The organism is Amycolatopsis sp. cg13 (genome assembly GCF_041346965.1).
Taxonomy (GTDB): domain Bacteria; phylum Actinomycetota; class Actinomycetes; order Mycobacteriales; family Pseudonocardiaceae; genus Amycolatopsis.
The window spans coordinates 4,003,775-4,022,933 of record NZ_CP166848.1 but is presented as its reverse complement, the minus strand read 5'-3'; the positions used below and the strand labels follow the sequence as shown (position 1 = coordinate 4,022,933).

Below are 19,159 nucleotides of genomic sequence, written 5' to 3'. Positions count from 1 at the left end.
CGCGGCGAGGCGTGCCAGGATGGAGGGCGTGACACACCCACGCGGATCTGCAGCGAACTCAGCGGCCATGTCCGCCGCGTTGTCCGGCGCGGTCGACCTGTCCGCGCTCAAGGCACGGGCGGAAGCGACCCGGAACCAGCCGCCTTCGGGCGCGGGGCAGCCGGACGGAGCCCCGGCCCCGTCGTCGGACACGGTGCTCGAAGTCACCGAGGCGACCTTCCAGTCGGTCGTCGAACTCTCGCTCAACCAGCTCGTGGTCGTCGACCTGTGGGCCGGGTTCTCCGAGCAGTGCCAGCAGCTGACCGCCGTGCTGGAGCGGCTGGCCGGCGAGAGCGGCGGCTCCTGGGTGCTCGCGAAGGTCGACGTGGAGGCCAACCCGCGCATCGCGCAGGCGTTCGGCGCGCAGTCGGTCCCGACCGTGGTCGCGATCGCCGGCGGCCAGCCCGTGGACGCCTTCTCCGGCGCACTGCCGGAGCCGGAGATCCGCAAGTGGCTGAACTCCCTGCTCGACGCCCTGCGCGACCGTCTGCCCGGCATCCGCGCCGCCGAGGAGGCCCGTGGCCCGGTCGAGGAGCCGGAAGACCCGCGCTTCACCGAGGCTGAAGACGCTTTCGAGCAGGGCGACTACGCCGCCGCGCAGGCCGCGTACGAGCGCATCCTGGACGCCGAACCGGCCAACGAGCTGGCGAAGAACGCCCTGGCGCAGGTCAAGTTCACCGCCCGCGCCGAAGCAGCGGACCCGAGCGCCCGCGAGAAGGCCGAAGCCGACCCGAAGGACATCGACGCCCAGCTCGCGGCCGCCGATCTGGACATCGCCGAGCAAGATGTCGAAGGCGCGTTCCGTCGCCTGGTCGACGTCGTCCGCCGCACCGCGGGCGACGAGCGCAACCGCGTCCGCGAACACCTGGTCGCCCTGTTCGAACTCTTCGACCCGGCCGACGAGCGCGTAGCCAAGGCCCGCCGCGACCTGGCGAGCGCGCTGTTCTGAGCTGACGAAAAAAGGGCCGCACCGGAACGGTGCGGCCCTTTCCGCTGTCAGGGGTACTGCTTCGAGCAGGAAGACGATCCCTCGAGATACCCGCGCCGCAGCGACTCAACGCGATCGAACCCGCTGTCCGGCCGTTCCCCGTTCACGTTCGCCGACACGAGCCCGTCCGGCCGGAGCAGGTCCGCGATCGCCTCGTCCAGATCCCCGGACGACAGCTTCAGGTTCACCCCGCCCGTCGGGTGGTTCGAGAACGCCGCCCAAGCCCCCACCAGGCAAGCAGTCCGCAACCCAGCATTAGGCGTATCGATCGAGGCCCCCACGCCCTTCTGCACCCCGATCGCATACCGCGACGCCAACTCGGCAAAGGCAGCGAAGTCGCCAAGCCCGCCCCCGGCCCGGCCGGCCATTTCGGCTTCCTGGTCCACCGGCTCGGCCAGCTTCGCCAACGCCCGCTGATCGAAGTTCACCGTGTTGTCGTTCGGACAATAAGACGCGGGCGGAGTGCTCGGCCCGCCGGAACAGCTGCCGGACCCGGCCGTGAACCGAGGTCCCTGCACCCCAGCCCCCTTGAACGCCTCGTCGAGGCTGCCCTTCAAATCCGTCACCGTCTGCTCGTCGAACCGGGCGTCGCCCTTCCCCCGGTCCCCGGAATCGAACGGCCGCTCAGTCAGCCGCTTCTGCACGTTCTGCGCGTTCATCCCCGCGCATTCCTTCGGCCCCTTCTCGAACCCGGCCTGGAACGCATACGTCCGGTCGAACGCCGTGCCGTGCGCCTGCCGATCAGTCGCACTCGTCCCGGCCTGGTCGCGGATGAAGAACATCGCCGCCAGGATCTGGTCCAGCCCTTCGGCGGTCGACACGCGGTAGAACTTGCTCTTGTCCTCGGCGACCCACCGGAAGTACCCGCCGGCGAAACAGTCCGCCTGCTGTTCCTTCACGACAGTCGGCGTCGACTTCGAAATCCCCGCCGTCGCCCCGAGCCGGTACTGGATCGCGTGGCCGAACTCGTGTGCCAGCACAGTCACCACCGACATCGGCCCGAACCGCTTGCGCAGCATCGGCAGCAGCACGCCGCGGTCCCACGCCACCGAATCGTCGCCCGCGCAGTAGAACGCGTTCACCAGCTGCTTGACGCTGCCGCACGCGGTGTTCTGGGTGTCGCGCTTCGAGTCGTACGACAGCAGCGACTTGACCGGCTCGAACCGCTTGCCGCCGAACTCCGCGGGCAGCGCCTCGGTCCAGTACGCCTGCACGTCCGCGATCGCGGCGGTGGCGAGCTGGTCGTCCTCGCCGCCGCTGGCGTTCTTCACGGGAAGATCCGGCCGCGGCGCGTCGGCGCGCAGCCCGCTCTCGAAGTGCGTGACCGGCAGCCCGGCGACGTTCCCGGCGCCCGGCGTCGCCGGAGGAGTCTTGTCCCCGCACGCGGCTGTCCCCAGCACGGTCGCCGCGACCAGCGCGACCAGCGCGTACCGGCGTCCCCCTCGGCTCATGTTCCCTCGTTCCACTTCCGCGTCCGACAACGAACCGGGACATTACTGACCCGGATGGCGGGGCGCGCGGACAATCCCCGAAGTGGGGCGCGAGCGCGCGCGAAGCGGGCCGGATATCGTCGCTGACCATGCGTGCAGTCCGCCGGTTCACCGTCCGCGCCAGCCTGCCCGAGCCGCTCGCCGGGCTCGGGGCCCTCGCGACCAACCTTCGCTGGACCTGGCATCCGCCGACGCGCGACCTGTTCGCCTCGATGGACGCCGAGCTGTTCAACCAGATCCGCGACCCGCTGCGCATGCTCACCGCGCTGCCGCCGGAGCGGCTCGAGGAACTGGCGAAGGACGAGGACTTCCTCAGCCGCACCCGCGAGGCCGCGGCCGGGCTGGAGCGCTACCTCACCGAACCGCGTTGGTACCAGCGACGCAGCGACGACGGCCTGCCGAGCGCGGTCGCGTACTTCTCGATGGAGTTCGGGGTCACCGAGGCGCTGCCGAACTACTCCGGCGGCCTCGGCGTGCTCGCCGGCGACCACCTCAAGGCGGCCTCGGACCTCGGCGTGCCGATGGTCGGCGTCGGCCTGCTCTACCGGTCCGGCTACTTCCGCCAGGGCCTGTCGCTCGACGGCTGGCAGGTCGAGCACTACCCGGTGATCGACCCGAACGCGTTCCCGCTGGAGCTGGTCACCGAGGACGGCCGCCCGGTGCTCGTCGAGGTCGCCATGCCGGGCGGACGCGACCTGCGCGCGCAGATGTGGCGGGCGCGCGTCGGCCGGATCCCGCTGCTGTTGCTCGACACCGACATCGAGGCCAACGACGAGGACCTCCGCTCGGTCACCGACCGGCTGTACGGCGGCGACGCCGACCACCGGATCCGCCAGGAGATCCTGGCCGGCATCGGCGGGTTCCGCGCGGTGCGGAAGTTCTGCGAGCTGACCGGGCATCCGCAGCCGAAGGTGTTCCACACCAACGAGGGCCACGCCGGATTCCTCGGGCTGGAGCGCGCTCGCGAGATCATCCAGTCCGACGGGCTCGCCTTCGACGAGGCGCTGCCCGCGGTCCGCGCCGGGACTGTGTTCACCACGCACACGCCGGTCAGCGCGGGCATCGACCGCTTCCCGGTCGACCTGGTGCAGCGCTACTTCTCCGACGGCAGGCTCGTCCCGGACGTCGACGTGCGCCGCGTGCTGCAACTCGGCGCGGAGGACAACCCCGGTCTGTTCAACATGGCGCACATGGGACTGCGTCTGGCACAACGTGCAAATGGCGTCTCCGAGCTGCACGGCCGCGTCACGCGCCGGATGTTTTCCCGGCTGTGGCCCGGTTTCGACGACGCCGAGGTGCCGATCGCGTCCATCACCAACGGCGTGCACGGGCCGACCTGGGTGGCGCGCGAGCTGAGCGCGCTGCTCGGCGGCAACCACGAGGAGTTCGGTCACGAAGGCCGCACGCCGGACAGTTCGCTGCGCGACGGCGTCAGCGACCAGCAGCTGTGGGAACTGCGCCGGGAACTGCGGGGAAAGCTCGTCGGCGAGGTCCGGCGGCGGGTGCGGGCGGCGTGGATGCAGCGCGGCGCGTCCGCGCTGGAACTCGGCTGGACCGACCGCGTCTTCGACCCGGACGTGCTGACCGTCGGCTTCGCCCGCCGCGTCCCGACGTACAAACGGCTCACGCTGATGCTGCGCGACCCGGACCGGCTGCGCGCGCTGCTGCTGGACGAGAAGCGGCCGATCCAGATCGTGATCGGCGGCAAATCGCATCCCGCCGACGAGAACGGCAAACAGCTGATCCAGCAGATCGTGCGCTTCGTCGACGATCCCGCGGTGCGCCACCGCATCGTCTTCCTGCCGGACTACGACATGTCGATGGCCCGCTACCTCTACCGCGGCTGCGACGTGTGGCTGAACAACCCGGTGCGGACGCTGGAGGCCTGCGGCACGTCCGGGATGAAGTCGGCGCTCAACGGCGGCCTGAACCTGTCCATCAAGGACGGCTGGTGGGACGAGTGCTACGACGGCTCCAACGGCTGGGCCATCCCCACCGCGGACGGCGTCACCGACCCGCTCCGCCGCGACGACCTCGAAGCCGCCGCGCTGTACGACCTGCTCGGCCAGCAGATCGCGCCGCTCTACTACGACACCGGCGCGGACGGCGTGCCGACCGGCTGGCTCGCGATGGTCTGGCACACCTTGGAAACGCTGGGCCCGCGCGTGCAGGCGTCGCGGATGGTCCGCGAGTACGTGGACTCCGGCTACCTGCCCGCGTCGCGCATGGTCGCCGCCGCCACCGGCAACGGCCACCAGGGCGCGCTTTCACTGGCCGACTACCGGACCAAACTGGAAGTCGCGTGGCCGCGCGTGCGGATCTTCGACGCCGAACTCCAGTACGACCACACCGGACGCCTCGTGGTGGGCGCAGAGGTCACCATCCGCGCCCGGATCGACCTCGCCGGGCTCGAACCGTCCGAAGTGGACATCCAAGCCGTGGTGGGCCAGGTCGGCGACGGGGACGAACTCGCGGATTCGGTGCAGGTCCCGATGGAGCCGGACGGCATCGGCGCGTTCGCCGCGACCCTGCGGCTGCCGCGCGCGGGCTCGGTCGGCTACACGGTGCGGGTGCTGCCGAAGCACCCGCTGCTGGCCAGCCCGGCGGAGCTGGCGCGCGTCGTGCTCGCCTGAACAGCGCGCCCCAATGCCACATTGGGTGCATCTAACGCACCCAATGTGGCATTGGGTGCATCAGACGCACCGAACGCCACATTGGGTGCGCGGGATGCACCCAACGCCACATTGGGGCGCGCGCAACGGCTCACGGAACCGCGGGCGACCCGCCTTTCTGCACCGGCAACCCAGCCGCCGCCCAAGCCCGGAACCCGCCCGCCAAATCCGTCGCCTTCACCAACCCCAGCCGCTGCAAATCAGCAGCCGCCAAGCTAGACGCGTATCCCTCGTTGCACACCACCACCGCGACGGTCTCCGCCGAAACCCCCGGCAGCCGCCATTCGCTGTCCGGGGCCAGCCGCCACTCCAGGTGGATCCGCTCGACCACCACCGACCCGGGAATCTCGCCCTCGGCGAGCCGGTTGGCGTACGGCCGGATGTCGACGATCAGCGCGCCGTCGGCCTGCAGGTCGGCGGCGCGCGCCGGGTCCGCCCGGTCCAGCGAGGACCGGGCGTCGGCGAGAAAACCTTCGATAGCGGTCATGACCGCACGATGGCAGGCAGCGGCGGGATCTCGTTCGGCACGTCCGCGAGGCTCGTGTATTCGCGGGTCGGCACCAGCGGCGGCGAGTAGGCGTGCACGCTGGCCGCCGGCTCCTCGCCGACGCCGAGCACCTGGTGCGCGCGCCCGGCGCCGAAGCCGATGCCCTGCCCGGCGGTGTGCGTGCGGCGGCGGACCGGGCCGCCGGGATAGCGGTACTCCTCGCCGAGTTCGCCCTGCAGCACGGTGAACGAACCCGACGCGCCGCCGTGGTCGTGCGGCTTCGTGTGCTGGCCGGGCAGCCACGACAGCAGCCACAGCTCGACGCCGTCGGTGAGCGCCAGCCGCGCCCACCAGCGCTGGTCCTCGTCGAAGCGCAGGACGTCGCGCAGGCTGGTGGTCAGTTCGGTGGTGACCGTGCGGGTCAGGTCGGCCAGCTCGCGCGGCGTCCACAGCAGCCTTGACGGGTGCAGCAGTTCGGGCAGCAGCGGATCGGTCAGCTGGGGGTGGATTTCGACTTCCGGACGGACGATGGACGTGGTCAACGCGGGTGCTCCTGGAATGAGTCGGAAGGTGCCGGGCACGAGGCGACGCGGCACGCCGACGAGGATCAGCGTGCGTGCCGCGCCCGGCTACACCCGCTGGAAGCCACCAGGAGAAGGTCGATCGCGCGACGGCGCCAGAACACGGGGCGCGCGGAAGCGAACATGGCGTGGATGCTGCCACAGCCGCGTGATCACGGCCTGTTGTCCCATCCGCTGGACACCCGGCGCAGCGGGGCTTGTGGTCCGTGAGGGGAACCCTGAGGGAATCAGAGTCCCTCAGGGTTCCCCTCACGGCCGTGAAGCTGCGGTCAGCGAGGCTCGAGTTCCCGGCATGGGCTCTTACCCCGGGCGGGTGCGCGCCCGTGCCCGGGCGACCGCCACAATGGGCTCGTGAGCGAGCCGATCCTGCCCAGCGATCCTGACGACCTCGTCGTGCGGATGTCCGGTGTCGGCGTCCGCCGTACCGGAAACGACCTCCTCGCGGCCCTCGACTGGGCGGTCGAGCTGGACGAGCGATGGGTGGTGCTCGGCCCGAACGGCGCGGGCAAGACCACCCTGCTGCGCCTGGCCGCCGCCGAACTGCACCCCACCTCCGGCGAAGTCGACCTGCTCGGCGACCGCATCGGCAAGGTGAACATCTTCGACCTGCGCCCGCGCATCGGCTTCACCTCCGCCGCGATCGCCCAGCGCGTGCCCGGCGACGAGCGCGTCGCCGACGTCGTGGTCAGCGCCGGGTACGCGGTGATGGGCCGCTGGCGCGAGCAGTACGACCGGATGGACCTCGACCGCGCGACCGAACTGCTCGGCACGCTCGGCATCGCGCACCTGGCCGAGCGCACCTTCGGCACGCTGAGCGAGGGCGAGCGCAAGCGCGTGCTGATCGCCCGCTCGCTGATGACCGACCCGGAGCTGCTGCTGCTCGACGAGCCCGCCGCGGGACTCGACCTCGGCGGCCGCGAGGACCTCGTGGCCCGGCTCTCGGTGCTCGCGATGGACCCGGACGCGCCGGCGATGGTGCTGGTCACCCACCACGTCGAGGAGATCCCGCCGGGCTTCACCCACGCCTTGCTGCTGCGCGAGGGCCGCGCGGTGGTGTCCGGGCTGGTGGACGACGTGATCACCAGCGAGAACCTGTCCAAGACCTTCGACCAGGACCTGGTGCTGGAGCGCTCGGGCGAGCGGTTCTTCGCCCGCCGCAGGTAAGTTGTCCCTACCGGCCGGTAGCCTGCAAGCGCCGCGTAAACGCCGTTAACGAGGAGGAGTCGCGTGGGAGAGTTCGTAACCCTGGAGGTCGAGGGCGGGGTCGGCACGATCCGGCTGGACCGGCCGCCGGTCAACGCGCTGAACAACCAGGTGCAGGCCGAGCTCGCCGAGGCCGCGCGCGAGGCGTCCGACCGCGACGACGTGCGCGCGGTGATCCTCTACGGCGGCGAGAAGACCTTCGCCGGCGGCGCGGACATCAAGGAGATGGCTTCCCGCACCTACCCGGAGATCGCGAAGTTCGGCGCCGAGCTGACCGCGTCGCTCGCCCGGGTCGCGAACATCCCGAAGCCGGTCGTCTGCGCGATCACCGGCTACGCCCTCGGCGGCGGCCTCGAACTGGCCCTGACCGCGGACTGGCGCGTCGCGGGCGACAACGTGAAGGTCGGCCAGCCGGAGATCCAGCTCGGCATCATCCCCGGCGCGGGCGGCACGCAGCGGCTGACCCGGCTGATCGGCCCGAGCAAGGCCAAGGACCTGATCTTCACCGGCCGCTTCGTGAAGGCCGAAGAAGCGCTCAAGCTGGGCATCGTCGACGAGGTCGTGGCCCCGGACGACGTGTACGCCGCCGCGCACAAGTGGGCCTCGCAGTTCGCGAACGGCCCGGCGATGGCGCTGCGCGCGGCCAAGACGGCGGTCGACTCCGGTCTCGACGTCGACCTGGCCACCGGCCTGAAGATCGAAACGCAGCTGTTCACCGCGCTGTGGGCGACCGAGGACCAGAAAAACGGCATGCAGTCGTTCATCGACAACGGCCCCGGCAAAGCCAGTTTCGAGGGGAAGTGACTTCCGTGTCCGACCCGGCGCCGAATCCGCACGCGACCGAAGACGAGGTCAAGGCGGCCTACGCCGACCCGAAGCTCGCGAACGTCCTCTACCACGACTGGGAAGCCGGGACGTACGACGAGAAGTGGTCCATTTCCTACGACGAGCGCTGCATCTCCTACGCCACTGACGTGTTCAACGCGGTGGCGGGCGAGGACGGCCAGCCCTACCAGCACGCGATGGAACTGGGCAGCGGCACCGGGTTCTTCCTGCTGAACCTGATGCAGGGCGGCGTCGCGAAGAAGGGTTCGGTCACCGACCTGTCGCCGGGCATGGTGCAGGTCGCGCTGCGCAACGCCGAGGGCCTCGGCCTCGACGTCGACGGCCGGGTCGCCGACGCGGAGCGGATCCCCTACGACGACAACACGTTCGACCTCGTGGTCGGGCACGCGGTGCTGCACCACATCCCGGACGTGCGCCAGGCGTTCGGCGAGGTGCTGCGCGTGCTCAAGCCGGGCGGGCGGTTCGTGTTCGCGGGCGAGCCGACGAAAATCGGCGACCGCTACGCCCGCCGGCTCGGCCAGTTCACCTGGTACCTCACCACGAACATCACCAAGCTGCCCGCGTTGAGCGGCTGGCGGCGTCCGCAGTCCGAATTGGACGAATCCTCGCGGGCGGCGGCGCTCGAGGCCGTGGTCGACATCCACACCTTCGACCCGTCGGAGCTGGAAGCGATGGCGCGCGGGGCCGGTGCGCAGGACGTCCGCGCGGTCACCGAGGAGTTCTCGGCGGCGCTGGCCGGCTGGCCGATCCGCACCTTCGAGGCCGCGGTGCCGCAGGAGAAGCTCACCGTGCGCTGGCGGCTGTTCGCCTACCACCTGTGGCTGCGGCTGTCCGCTTTGGACAAGAAGCTGCTGTCGAAGGTGCTGCCGCGCGAGCTGTTCTACAACGTGATGATCACCGGGACCAAGCGGCCGTCCTGAATTGCCCTACAGTTTCACGCTCGACGACGTCGCCTTCCTGCGCTCCGGCGCGGGACGGGCGGCGCTCGCCGAGTGCTCTACTTTGAACGCTTCGCGGATCGCGGACGTCACCACGGCTCGCCGCCTGGTCGGGGAGCATGCTTCGCCGGTGTTGGAAACCGTTGCGCTGCGGCGTAAATCGGTTCTGAAACTGGCTTCTTCTGCCGAGTGGTTGTTCACTGCTGATGCTTTGCAGCAGGCGAGCGCTACGCCGGTGGCTCGGCATCGGGCTTCGCGGCTGGCTGGCCTCGCCGTGCATGACGTCACGTGCTCGGTAGGCGCGGACCTGGTTGAACTGTCTCGGGTCGCTGCGGTGGCGATGGGGTCCGATGTGGACCCGGTGCGGCTGGAAATGGCTCGGCAAAACGCTTTCGTGGCCGGAGTTTCGCCGCTCGTCGCGCGGGCCGACGCTTTGCAGCCGGTTTCGCGGGACACCGCAGTGGTCGCTGATCCTGCTCGACGCGACTCCGCGGGCCGCCGCGTGTGGCGTCCGGCTGACTTCCTGCCGCCGCTGGACGAGCTCGTGGCCGCCTATCCCGGCCGGGTCCTGTCGGTGAAATGCGCGCCCGGCATGGATTTTTCCATCGCACCCTGGGCGGACGAGGTGGAACTCGTGTCGCTCGACGGTCAAGTCCGCGAGGCCTGCCTGTGGCGAGGGCTTTCGTCGGGTGTCACGCGCCGGGCAACAGTGTTGCGTTCAGACGGTACACAGTGGACTCTCACCGACGCGGAACCGGACGACATTCCCGTGCGGGAAGCGGGGGAGTGGCTGGTTGATCCGGATGGCGCTGTCGTGCGCGCCGGACTCGTGCGGCATTACGCGGCGCGGCATGGGTTGTGGCAGTTGGACGAACGCATCGCCTACCTCACCGGTGACACGCCACCGCCAGGCGTGCGTGCCTTCCGAGTGCTGGAACAGTTGCCGTACCGCGAAAAACCGCTCGGACAGGTGTTGAAGAAGCTCGACGTCGGACGGCTGGAAATCCTCGTCCGCGGCCTCGACGTGGACCCGGACGCCTTGCGTCGCAAGCTGAAACCGCGTGGTCACGAAGAGTCCACTGTGGTGCTTACGCGAATCGGCCGGTCGCCGGTGGCGTTCGTGTGCCGGGCCGAACGCATCCCAACGGAGGGTTTTCAAGCCGGGTAACGCGGCGTAAGTTCTGCGGGTTGGCGAATTATCACTGGAGGGTCGCTGTGTCTCGTTTTCCCGCTCTCGTCAAACTCGCTGCCGCCGCGGCCGTCGGCGCCACCGTCGCAGGAGGCGCGACCGCGCTCGCCGGGTCGGACGCCGTCACCGCCGCGCACGGCCGGGAGCCGGCGAACATCGGCCAGGTGAAGAACGACGTCAAGGCGTACTACGGCGACTGGCTCGACGCGTCCGGCAAGCACCACTACTCCGAGACCAGCAGGTTCGTCACCGACACCAAGCGCGTGGTCGCCGACGCGAAGCGGTACCTGCAGCAGAAGCTGGGCAAGGTGAAGAACCCGGCGATCGTGCTCGACGTGGACGACACGTCCGAGATCACCTACGGCTGGGAAGCCGACAACGACTTCGGCTTCGACCCGGTGAAGCAGCAGAAAGCCATCGACGACGGCACTTTCGAGGCCAACAAGCCGGTGCTGGAACTGACGAAGTGGGCCGCCGAACGCGGCGTGCAGGTCTATTTCCTGACCGGTCGCAACGACAAGCAGGGCCCGCAGTCGCTCAAGAACCTCGCGAACGAGGGCTACCCGACGCCGACCGGCGCGTACTTCAAGCCGAAGACCACCGCGCCGGACTACCTGCCGTGCGGGCTGAACTGCAACACCGTGCAGTACAAGTCGGGCACCCGCGCGCACATCCAGTCGACCGGCGCGCACATCGTGCTCAACCTCGGCGACCAGTTCAGCGACCTCGAGGGCGGCTACGCCGACCACCCGGTGAAGCTGCCGAACCCGATGTACTACCTGCCCTGAGCCGGTACCGGAGTCAGCCCGGGTCCCGCGCCGGGCCCGGGCTGCTCCGTTTTCGTCAGCCGGAGTACCCGGCGAAGATCCTCGAGAATTCGTACGGCTGCTGGGAAATGTTGGTGCACCGGTACAGCGCGCCGGTGCACGCGTTCGCGTCCCGGCCGAGTTCCCAGAACGACAGCATTCCCAGGTGGACACTCTGCGCGAAGCTCACGACCGCGCTGGCGTCCTTCTGGTAGAAGATCTCGTTCTGCGAATCGTTGACGCCCAGCATCGGCGTCAGGCCGACCTTCCGCCAAGCGTCCGCATCGGACAGTCCGAGCGCCGTTTTCAGCTGGCCCTGCGTGGATTGCGCCGCCTGGATCGCCTTGGCTCCCTGGTCGCCGGCACCCTGGTAGTAGTCCATCGCCATGACGTTCACCAGGTCGAGATTGACGCCCGCGTCCCGCGCCGAGGTCACGACGTTCAGCCCGTCCGACGTGAGCCCGGTGGGAAGCACCGGCAGCGTCAGCGAAATCTTGAGCCCGGGATTGTCGTCCTGCACCTTTTTCAGTGCTTCGGAACGAAGTTTGATCGAACCGGGGTCGGCGACCGCCGCGCCCTCGATGTCGACGTCGATGTACTTGAGGTCGTAGGCCTTGATCACCGCCTCGTACTCGCCGACGAGCGAATTGACGTCACCGCACGCCTGCGCGAGCTCGACGCCGGACGCGCCGCCAAAGGAGACTTTGACATCTCCGCCAGCCGCGCGGATCTTGGCGATTTCGTCGGACTGCCAGCCCTGCCGGGGATCGTAAGCAGCGAACCAGCTGGCCTTGCACGCGGCTCCGGTGACGAAGCCGAGAGTGAAACTCTTGATGCCGCTCTGCTCGGACATCGACGACAACACGGGCGACGGCCACGCGCCCATGTCCACATAGGGCGCGAGCGCGATCGACGAGTCGCTCGCCGCAGCCGCGGTGCCCGACGGGACCGCGAGTCCGGCTACGGCCAGCAGCCCGCCGAGCGCGGCCGCCAGTTTCCGGGGGGAGGACAGACGCATGGGTGGAACCTCCACGGTGAGGACCGAGGGGTGGAAAACCCCTGTCCAAAAGGTATAGACCAATAACTCCGCGGAGGCCATGGGCCATTAGTATGCCGATCCGTCCCGCTGAGCGGGATTCAGCGGGGTGCGGCGGGCCGGAACCGCAGGTCGATCGCGAGCGCGGGATCCCCGTCGTGCACCCGGTCCCACCGAACCGGTTTCCCGCCCGGATTGTCGAACAACCGGATGCCGGACCCGAGCATCACCGGCATGAGATGCACGAGGAACTCGTCGACAATCCCCAGCTCAACGCACTGTCGCGCGATATCCTGGCTGTGCAGCTCAAGGTCTTTCCCGCCCGCCGCCGCGAGCCCGGTCTCGACCGCCTCCCGGACGTCGCAGCCGAGAAACGTCACCCCGTCCTCGGCCGGCGCGTCCTCCGGATGATGGGTAAGCACGAAAACCGGCCCGCTCCACGCCCCGCCGTACGGCTGCTTGGCGACCTTCCCGGGCGTCCGTGCGGCGAGTGCGTCGAACCCGCGCCGCCCGCCCAAAATCGCCCCGACCCGCGCGATGGATTCCTCGTGCACCCCCGGCGTGACGCGCACCCCCGACATCCAGTCCATCGCATGCCCGTCCGCGGCGACAAACCCGTCCAGCGACATCGCGACGTGCCACAACACCTTGCCCATGGGTCCTCCTCGTTCTTCCGATACGAGGTAGACCGGGGGAGCGGCGAAAACTCATCGGTCCTCAGGCACCAAATTCGCCGCACAGGTAGTCAGCAGGCTCGTCTGGCCCGTCCGTCGCGGCTCCGGTCCGGCCGCCCCCTGACTGACCGGACCGGAGCCGCCACGCCGGTCACCTCTTCCGAGCCACCAGCACCGTGTCCCGGACCACCGTCTCGGATCCGACCGCCGCCCGCTCCCGAACCTCCGCGGTCACCGAAGCCCAAGACTGGTCCAACGTCTCGGCCACTTCCTCAGCCGTGAACATCATGTCCGGCATGTGCGGCCGCCCGGCGTGCAGGTCGGCGGGGTCATGCCCCACCACCAGCAACGTCCCGCCTGGCGCCACCGCGTCCGCGAGCCGCGCGAACGCCACCGTCCTCGCCGCCGACGGCACGTGCAGGAAATGCGTCGTCACCAGGTCGAACTTCGACTCCGGCACCCACTCGCCCAAGTCCGCGGCGACCCACGTGATCCGCTCGCCCACGCCGAGTTTCGCCGCCTGCGCGCGCCCGCGTTCGATGGCCGTCGTGGAGAAGTCGACTGCCGTCACGCGCCAGCCCTGCTGCGCGAGCCAGATCGCGTCGCCGCCCTCGCCGCAGCCCGCATCCAGCGCGTGGCCCGGTTCCAGGCCGGAAGCCTCGGTCACGAGCTGGTCGTTCGGCCGTCCGCTCCACATCTCGTCCCGCGAGCGATACCGCTCCTCCCAGGAACCGCGGTCGAACGGCGGATGCTCGTTGGCCCGCGCGACCTCCCGCTCCATCTCGTGCGAGAACGGCATTTCCCGCTGCCGCACGGCTTCCGCGGCCTCTTCCTCGACCAGATCGCCGTTGATCGCCGCCCCGGCCATCAACCCCGCCGCGGCCGAAACCACGACCTGCGCCCGCATGTCCGTGACGTTCCCCGCCACCCACAAACCAGGCACGGACGTCCGGCCCGTCGCGTCCGCGGGAACCTTCGTGCCGATCACGAAACCGTTGAACTCCACCGGTTCCGGCTCGATCCCGAGCGGCGCGAGAAAGTCCGCGCGCGTCCTCGCCGGCGCCGCGACGGCCAGCGCCTCACGCGCGACGACCTCGCCCGATTCGAGCCGCACTCCGGTCAGCTGGTCGTCCTCGGTCTCGATCGCGGCGACCACCCCGTCCACGATCCGGATCCCGCGCGCCAGCAGCGGCGCCTCCTCGAAATCCCCGTGCGTGTGCCGGAAAACGACGACGTCGTCGGTCAGCTGCCGCCACATCAACGCCTGGTGCACGGTCATCGGACCGGTCGACAGCACGCCGATCGCCCGGTCGCGCACCTCCCAGCCGTGGCAGTACGGGCAGTGCAGCACGTCCCGGCCCCACCGCTTCGCCAGCCCGGCGACCGCAGGAAGCTCGTCGACGAGACCGGTCGCGACCAGCGCCCGCCGCGCGTGCGTGCGGCGTCCGTCGGCCAGCGAGATCTCGAACCCCTTGTCCCCGTTGGCAATCGACGTCACCGTCTGCGCGACCAGTTCGCCGCCGTACCCGGCCAGTTCCGCGCGGCCGAGCGAAAGCAACTCGGCGGGCGGCGTGCTTTCGCGGCCGAGGTAGTTGTGCACGTGCCCGGCCGGCGCGTTGCGCGGCTCGCCGGAATCCACGACCAGCACCGACCGCCGCGACCGCGCGAGCGCCACCGCGCCGCTGAGCCCGGCCGCACCGCCGCCGACCACCACCACGTCGTACTTCTCGTCCACTGGATCCTCCTGTAGTCCCCTTGCCCCGGACTATCCGGAGAACGCGCCGACTTGACAAAGTTCTTTGCCGAAGTGGCAAATTGAACGGCATGAGCGAAGACGACCAGGACCTCGGCGAGGTCCTGCACGCGGTCGGCCCGAGGCTGCGCGCCCTGCGCAAGCAGCGCAACGCGACCCTGACCGGCCTCGCGGAGACGACCGGGATCTCGGTGAGCACGCTGTCGCGGCTCGAAGCCGGCCAGCGCAAACCGACCCTGGAGCTGCTGCTCGCCCTGGCCCGCGCCTACCAGGTTCCGCTCGACGAACTGGTCGGCGCGCCCCCGACCGGCGATCCGCGCCTGCACCCGAAACCGTTCGTCCGGCACGGCCGCACCTACCTGCCGCTCACCCGGCGTCCGGGCGGCCTGCGCGCCTACAAGATGATCTTGCCGCCGGAGCCCTCGGCTGAGCCTCCGGACCAGCGGGTCCACGAGGGGTACGAGTGGATGTACGTCCTGTCCGGACGGTTGCGCCTGATGCTCGGCGAGCACGACGTCGTCCTTCGGCCGGGCGAGGTCGCGGAGTTCGACACGCACGTTCCGCACTGGTTCGGCAACGCGGGCACCGAGCCCTGCGAGGTCCTGGCCCTTTTCGGTCCGCAAGGGGAGCGCTTCCACGTCCGTGCGCGGCCTGCCTCTTGACGCATACCCATATCGGCATATGATTGTCCGCATGGCACGGGCAGCGACCACCGCGGACGTCTTCAACGCCGTCGCCGAACCACGGCGCCGGGAAATCCTGGACGTCCTCGCCGACGGCGAACGTCCGGTGAACGACCTCGTCCGCGTGCTGGGCCTGGAGCAGCCGCAGGTGTCGAAGCATCTGCGGGTACTGCGCGAGGTCGGCGCGGTCGAGGCGCGAGACGAGGGCAGGCAACGGCTTTACCGGCTGAACGCCCGCGCTCTCAAGCCGATCCACGACTGGGTGCGCCGCTACGAACGTTCCTGGGAGGAACGGTTCGAGTCGCTGGACGCCGTGCTGGAAGAAATGGGCTCGATCGAGGAGGACGACCATGACCGACACGACGACCGGCACGGCGAAGGTGACGCTGCCCGCTGACGACCAGATCCTGATCACCCGGGATTTCGCCGCTCCGCGGCAGCACGTCTACCGTGCCTGGACCACGCCGGACCTGGTGAAACGCTGGTGGGCGGGCAAACGAGGCACTGTGACGTCCGTGGACATCGACCTGCGAGTCGGCGGCCAATGGCGCTACGTGCTGCTCGCGAACGGCAACTTCGAGGTCGCCTTCCACGGCGAATACCGGGAGATAGTCCCCGAGGAACGGCTGGTCCACACCGAGGTCTACGAAACGCCGGGAGCATACGACGTGGAGGCCCCCGTCGTCACGGTGACCTTCGCCGAATCGGGAGACCGCACCACAGTGACGATGCTGACCGAAACGCACACCAAGGAACTGCGCGACACCATTCTGGAATCCGGCATGGAAGTCGGAATGCAGGAGTCGATGGACGCGCTGGAAGAGGTCGCGGTTTCGCTGCGGTGAACCGGCTTTCCAGGGCGCCCTGGACTGCGTGATTCAGCCGTAGGAGTAGAACCCCTCGCCGGTCTTGATCCCGAGCTTCCCCGCGTCGACATACGTGCGCAGCAGGTCCCGGGGTCCGGCCGGGAGGTGCGGATCCTCGTCCGCGTAATGGTTTTCGATGTCCAGCACCACGTCCAGGCCGACCTGGTCCATCATCTGGAACGGCCCGTACGGCAGATGCCAGTTGATTTTGAACATCCCGTCCACGTCCTCGGGCCGGGCGACGCCCTCCGCGACGACCGCCAGCGATTCCCGTTTGATCGCCGCCCACACACGGTTGAAAATGAACCCGACGCTTTCCTTGCGCGCCTCGAACGGATGAATGCCGAATTCCGGCAACACCCCGAGCAGCGTGTCGAGCACAGTCCGGCCGGTTTCGCCGTCGGACATGAGGTCGACCGCGTTCGCCGTCGGCGGCATGTAGAAGTGGATGTTGCACAGCCGCGATTTGTCGCGCACCTTCTCGGCCATCATCCGCGACGGGTACGACGACGAGTTCGTGGCGAAAATGGTGTCGGCGGGCGCGGCTTCGTCGATTTGGCCCCACAGCGGGATTTTGATGTCCAGCCGCTCCGGCACCGCCTCGACGACGAGCCACGCGTCGCGCAGGGCGTCCTCGATCGACGCGGCGTCCTCCACCTGGCCGACCTCGCCGCTGCCGCGCTTTTCGAGCAGGACGGGCAACGCCTCCGCCACGTACTCCGCGGCCGCCGCGACCTGGTCGGCGCTTGGGTCGCTGATCCGCACGGTTCCACCGCGCGAGGCGAACATCAGCGCGATGCGCCTGCCCAGCGTCCCGGCACCGAACACGGTGACCGGCCGGTCGCGGATCTGGTCGAATGTGTACGCGTACGGCATGGCGGGCTCACCTTTCGATCTTGAGCCAAGAAGACCACCCGTCCTCGCCCGCCGCAATTCCGCGGCCACTGGTGGGGGACCGGCTGCGTAGAATGCGGCGGTGGTCGACGTTCGCGAGGTTCGCCGTCTCTGTTACGGCTTCGCCCGCCGCACCGGCGGAACCCTCGTCGAATTCCGCGTCCCGGACGGCACGCCGAACTTCTGGCAAGCCGTCATCGAGTATCCCGACCGCACGCTCTCGGTCGTCGCCGCCAACGACGCGCCGGTGCTCACGCTCGCCCGGCCTCGCTCGCTCGAGTTCGCTCCGGCCCGGGAATGGGGCCCGCTGGAGTTCGTCGACGAGCCGGAACTGGCCGCCGTGCTGGCGGAAACGGAGCAGTTCCAGGTGCTCACGCCAGCCGACCTCGAACGTTCCTTCAAGGCCGAAGACTGGCCGCACCTCACCCGGTCCGACCTCGCGTACTGGAAACCGGCGACGGTCGGCGAGGCTTTGTTCAATTACTGGGACTGACCTCCCGGACTCCGGACAGCGGGAAGGTGCCGCCGCCGGAAATCGTGACTGAGCCGGTGAACACGTCCCCGTCGACCGTGCCGGTCACGCTCACCTCGAAGCGCGCCGGATCAGTCACCAGCGCGGTGAAAGCGATTTCCGGGCCGTCGACCGTTCCGGACACGATGGGGACCGTGACCTTCAGCTGAGAGTCGAAAATGGAACCGGACACCGCTCCGCCGTCGGTCGCGAGGTCGAGAAGGAGGTCCTTGCTTCCGGCCGGGTGGACGAACGTGACCTTCCAGGCACCGTCCGGGCCAGTTTTCCCACTGGCGGTCCGGGAAACCTGCCCCGGCCGCACCACCGGAACCGGAGCTTCGCCGAGCGCGGGTTGTCCAGGCTTCACCGGAACGCCCGCAGAATTCAGAAACCCCGCCATCATCCGGTAATAGCCGACAAGAAACAGGATCTCGATGATCTCGGCATGATCCCGGGTCGCCGCGAGAGCCGCCCAGGTTTCGTCGGACACAAAGACATTCGCGCACAGCTCATCGACGGCCCGCAGCACTGCGCCGTCCTCGGGCGACCAGCTGGCGTCCGGGTCGGCGAGCGCCGTGATCTCCGCTTCGGTCGCACCACCGCCGAGCGCCGCGGGCGCGTGATTGGCCCATTCGTACGGCGCGTCGCACCGGAGCGCGACGCGGAGGATCGCCAGCTCGCGGATCCGCGGATGCAGTTTCCCTTGACTCAACAGGAAAGCGCCCAATTTCCCGGACGCCTCCATCACCTCCGGCGCACGGGCAAGGACCTGAATTACGGTGTCCGCCCCGAGTTTCGCCAGCTTCTGCTGCTCAGGATCCATCTCGTCGAATTCGAGCGGCGGGATACGGGGAATCGTCGCGTGCGGCATGTCAGTTTCCTTCCACGGGCAGGCGATCGAGCGCCGCCTGCGCTTCGTCGAGGCTGAGCTGGGGATGCGAGTGGATGTCGATCAGCGCGCGGGCGAGGAGGTTGTCGCCCGCCGGGCTGAGGATGTCGACGCCGGCCGCGCGGGAAATATGCTGGTGCAGCACGGTGATCGACAACGCCATCGCCGCGCCGATCGCAGCGCGCACCTTGGGTTCGACCGTCGGCGGATCCGGCCGTCGCCGATCAGCCGCGACGAGCCGTTCGGCACCGGCTTCGACCATCGCGTCGAACAACGGCGCGGCCCCGCCTTCGACCAGCGCCCGGACGAGGTAATCCCGGTACGGCCCGACCGCGATTCGCGCCGCCGCAACGGGATTCGCGGTGCCGCTGGAGTTGGTCAGGTCGGCCGGAACCTGGTCGTTGAGCTGGCGGAGAAGCTTCGCCAAGTGCGCGTCACACGCCTCGCGGAGCTCCTGCTTGGACCCGAAGTGATGCCGCACCAACCCCAACGACACGCCCGCTTCCACGGCGATACCCCGGATCGTGGCGCGCTCGAACCCGTGCTCCCCGAAGTGCCGCATCGCCGCGTCGCGAATCCGAGCGCGCGCGGTGAGGTCCTCGGGGTCGGTCATG

20 protein-coding genes are annotated in these 19,159 nt (G+C 69.3%); 11 read left to right on the top strand and 9 right to left on the bottom strand.

Annotated elements, in window-relative coordinates:
* Positions 1–67 precede the first annotated feature (67 nt).
* The gene (locus tag AB5I40_RS18325; protein WP_370939725.1) at positions 68–988 is read left to right on the top strand and encodes a tetratricopeptide repeat protein; all 921 of its coding nucleotides are present in this window, start codon (positions 68–70) and stop codon (positions 986–988) included.
* Positions 989–1,035: 47 nt separating this feature from the next.
* On the opposite strand, the gene AB5I40_RS18320 is transcribed toward AB5I40_RS18325, so the two are convergent.
* Positions 1,036–2,478, bottom strand: a complete 1,443-nt coding sequence (locus AB5I40_RS18320) for a neutral zinc metallopeptidase (RefSeq protein WP_370939724.1) — start codon at positions 2,476–2,478, stop codon at positions 1,036–1,038.
* A 128-nt stretch (positions 2,479–2,606) separates the two neighbouring features.
* Between AB5I40_RS18320 and glgP the strand changes: the two genes are divergently transcribed.
* Entirely contained in the window at positions 2,607–5,150 is a 2,544-nt protein-coding gene (gene glgP / locus AB5I40_RS18315) for an alpha-glucan family phosphorylase (protein ID WP_370939722.1), read from the top strand.
* A 130-nt stretch (positions 5,151–5,280) separates the two neighbouring features.
* On the opposite strand, the gene AB5I40_RS18310 is transcribed toward glgP, so the two are convergent.
* Complete coding sequence (locus AB5I40_RS18310; RefSeq protein WP_370939721.1) at positions 5,281–5,676, bottom strand: rhodanese-like domain-containing protein; 396 nt, start codon at positions 5,674–5,676, stop codon at positions 5,281–5,283.
* Positions 5,673–6,218 carry a cysteine dioxygenase family protein gene (locus AB5I40_RS18305; RefSeq protein ID WP_370939720.1) on the bottom strand — a complete coding sequence of 182 codons (546 nt, stop codon included), beginning with the start codon at positions 6,216–6,218 and terminating at the stop codon, positions 5,673–5,675. Before AB5I40_RS18305 ends, AB5I40_RS18310 begins: the two co-directional genes overlap by 4 nt.
* 390 nt (positions 6,219–6,608) lie before the next feature.
* On the opposite strand from AB5I40_RS18305, the gene AB5I40_RS18300 reads away from it, so the two are divergent.
* From AB5I40_RS18300 to AB5I40_RS18280, 5 genes are all read left to right on the top strand, one after another.
* Positions 6,609–7,421, top strand: a complete 813-nt coding sequence (locus AB5I40_RS18300; protein WP_370939719.1) for an ABC transporter ATP-binding protein — start codon at positions 6,609–6,611, stop codon at positions 7,419–7,421.
* 63 nt (positions 7,422–7,484) lie between these two features.
* A complete protein-coding gene (locus AB5I40_RS18295; RefSeq protein ID WP_370939718.1) occupies positions 7,485–8,264 on the top strand; it encodes an enoyl-CoA hydratase/isomerase family protein in 780 nt (259 codons plus the stop codon).
* Complete coding sequence (locus tag AB5I40_RS18290) at positions 8,261–9,226, top strand: class I SAM-dependent methyltransferase (RefSeq protein ID WP_370939717.1); 966 nt, start codon at positions 8,261–8,263, stop codon at positions 9,224–9,226. Before AB5I40_RS18295 ends, AB5I40_RS18290 begins: the two co-directional genes overlap by 4 nt.
* A gap of 1 nt (position 9,227) precedes the next feature.
* The gene (locus AB5I40_RS18285) at positions 9,228–10,412 is read left to right on the top strand and encodes a class I SAM-dependent methyltransferase (RefSeq protein WP_370939716.1); all 1,185 of its coding nucleotides are present in this window, start codon (positions 9,228–9,230) and stop codon (positions 10,410–10,412) included.
* Between the two features lie 47 nt (positions 10,413–10,459).
* On the top strand, positions 10,460–11,221 hold the full coding sequence (locus AB5I40_RS18280; RefSeq protein WP_370939715.1) for an HAD family acid phosphatase: 762 nt from the start codon (positions 10,460–10,462) through the stop codon (positions 11,219–11,221).
* A gap of 55 nt (positions 11,222–11,276) precedes the next feature.
* On the opposite strand, the gene AB5I40_RS18275 is transcribed toward AB5I40_RS18280, so the two are convergent.
* From AB5I40_RS18275 to AB5I40_RS18265, 3 genes are all read right to left on the bottom strand, one after another.
* On the bottom strand, positions 11,277–12,257 hold the full coding sequence (locus tag AB5I40_RS18275) for a chitinase (protein ID WP_370939714.1): 981 nt from the start codon (positions 12,255–12,257) through the stop codon (positions 11,277–11,279).
* Between the two features lie 119 nt (positions 12,258–12,376).
* Entirely contained in the window at positions 12,377–12,931 is a 555-nt protein-coding gene (locus AB5I40_RS18270) for a dihydrofolate reductase family protein (RefSeq protein ID WP_370939713.1), read from the bottom strand.
* A 169-nt stretch (positions 12,932–13,100) separates the two neighbouring features.
* Complete coding sequence (locus AB5I40_RS18265) at positions 13,101–14,684, bottom strand: FAD-dependent oxidoreductase (protein WP_370939712.1); 1,584 nt, start codon at positions 14,682–14,684, stop codon at positions 13,101–13,103.
* Between the two features lie 89 nt (positions 14,685–14,773).
* Between AB5I40_RS18265 and AB5I40_RS18260 the strand changes: the two genes are divergently transcribed.
* Genes AB5I40_RS18260 through AB5I40_RS18250 form a run of 3 tightly spaced genes read left to right on the top strand, consistent with a single transcriptional unit; the run spans position 14,774 to position 16,230 of the window.
* Positions 14,774–15,364, top strand: coding sequence for a helix-turn-helix domain-containing protein (locus AB5I40_RS18260; RefSeq protein ID WP_370939711.1), 591 nt, complete (start codon positions 14,774–14,776; stop codon positions 15,362–15,364).
* 31 nt (positions 15,365–15,395) lie between these two features.
* Entirely contained in the window at positions 15,396–15,782 is a 387-nt protein-coding gene (locus AB5I40_RS18255; RefSeq protein WP_370939709.1) for an ArsR/SmtB family transcription factor, read from the top strand.
* A complete protein-coding gene (locus AB5I40_RS18250; RefSeq protein WP_370939707.1) occupies positions 15,736–16,230 on the top strand; it encodes an SRPBCC family protein in 495 nt (164 codons plus the stop codon). Before AB5I40_RS18255 ends, AB5I40_RS18250 begins: the two co-directional genes overlap by 47 nt.
* A 33-nt stretch (positions 16,231–16,263) precedes the next feature.
* Here AB5I40_RS18250 and AB5I40_RS18245 read toward each other — a convergent pair whose 3' ends face one another.
* Positions 16,264–17,127 carry a 3-hydroxyacyl-CoA dehydrogenase family protein gene (locus AB5I40_RS18245; protein WP_370939706.1) on the bottom strand — a complete coding sequence of 288 codons (864 nt, stop codon included), beginning with the start codon at positions 17,125–17,127 and terminating at the stop codon, positions 16,264–16,266.
* A 100-nt stretch (positions 17,128–17,227) separates the two neighbouring features.
* Here AB5I40_RS18245 and AB5I40_RS18240 point away from each other — a divergent pair, with 100 nt between their 5' ends.
* Positions 17,228–17,638, top strand: a complete 411-nt coding sequence (locus AB5I40_RS18240; protein WP_370939705.1) for a hypothetical protein — start codon at positions 17,228–17,230, stop codon at positions 17,636–17,638.
* Here the strand turns inward: AB5I40_RS18240 and AB5I40_RS18235 are convergent.
* Together AB5I40_RS18235 and AB5I40_RS18230 are read right to left on the bottom strand one after the other, a co-directional pair.
* A complete protein-coding gene (locus AB5I40_RS18235; RefSeq protein ID WP_370939704.1) occupies positions 17,622–18,527 on the bottom strand; it encodes a carboxymuconolactone decarboxylase family protein in 906 nt (301 codons plus the stop codon). The two genes, AB5I40_RS18240 and AB5I40_RS18235, sit on opposite strands and share 17 nt — an antisense overlap.
* 1 nt (position 18,528) lies before the next feature.
* A complete protein-coding gene (locus tag AB5I40_RS18230) occupies positions 18,529–19,158 on the bottom strand; it encodes a TetR/AcrR family transcriptional regulator (RefSeq protein ID WP_370939703.1) in 630 nt (209 codons plus the stop codon).
* Position 19,159 lies beyond the last annotated feature (1 nt).

Bases quoted from the DNA above. Each gene is read 5' to 3' on its own strand.
- AB5I40_RS18325 (WP_370939725.1), top strand. From the start codon at position 68: ATGTCCGCCGCGTTGTCCGGCGCGGTCGACCTGTCCGCGCTCAAGGCA.
- AB5I40_RS18320 (WP_370939724.1), bottom strand. From the start codon at position 2,478: ATGAGCCGAGGGGGACGCCGGTACGCGCTGGTCGCGCTGGTCGCGGCG.
- glgP (WP_370939722.1), top strand. From the start codon at position 2,607: ATGCGTGCAGTCCGCCGGTTCACCGTCCGCGCCAGCCTGCCCGAGCCG.
- AB5I40_RS18310 (WP_370939721.1), bottom strand. From the start codon at position 5,676: ATGACCGCTATCGAAGGTTTTCTCGCCGACGCCCGGTCCTCGCTGGAC.
- AB5I40_RS18275 (WP_370939714.1), bottom strand. From the start codon at position 12,257: ATGCGTCTGTCCTCCCCCCGGAAACTGGCGGCCGCGCTCGGCGGGCTG.
- AB5I40_RS18270 (WP_370939713.1), bottom strand. From the start codon at position 12,931: ATGGGCAAGGTGTTGTGGCACGTCGCGATGTCGCTGGACGGGTTTGTC.
- AB5I40_RS18260 (WP_370939711.1), top strand. From the start codon at position 14,774: ATGAGCGAAGACGACCAGGACCTCGGCGAGGTCCTGCACGCGGTCGGC.
- AB5I40_RS18255 (WP_370939709.1), top strand. From the start codon at position 15,396: ATGGCACGGGCAGCGACCACCGCGGACGTCTTCAACGCCGTCGCCGAA.
- AB5I40_RS18250 (WP_370939707.1), top strand. From the start codon at position 15,736: ATGACCGACACGACGACCGGCACGGCGAAGGTGACGCTGCCCGCTGAC.
- AB5I40_RS18245 (WP_370939706.1), bottom strand. From the start codon at position 17,127: ATGCCGTACGCGTACACATTCGACCAGATCCGCGACCGGCCGGTCACC.
- AB5I40_RS18235 (WP_370939704.1), bottom strand. From the start codon at position 18,527: ATGCCGCACGCGACGATTCCCCGTATCCCGCCGCTCGAATTCGACGAG.
- AB5I40_RS18230 (WP_370939703.1), bottom strand. From the start codon at position 19,158: ATGACCGACCCCGAGGACCTCACCGCGCGCGCTCGGATTCGCGACGCG.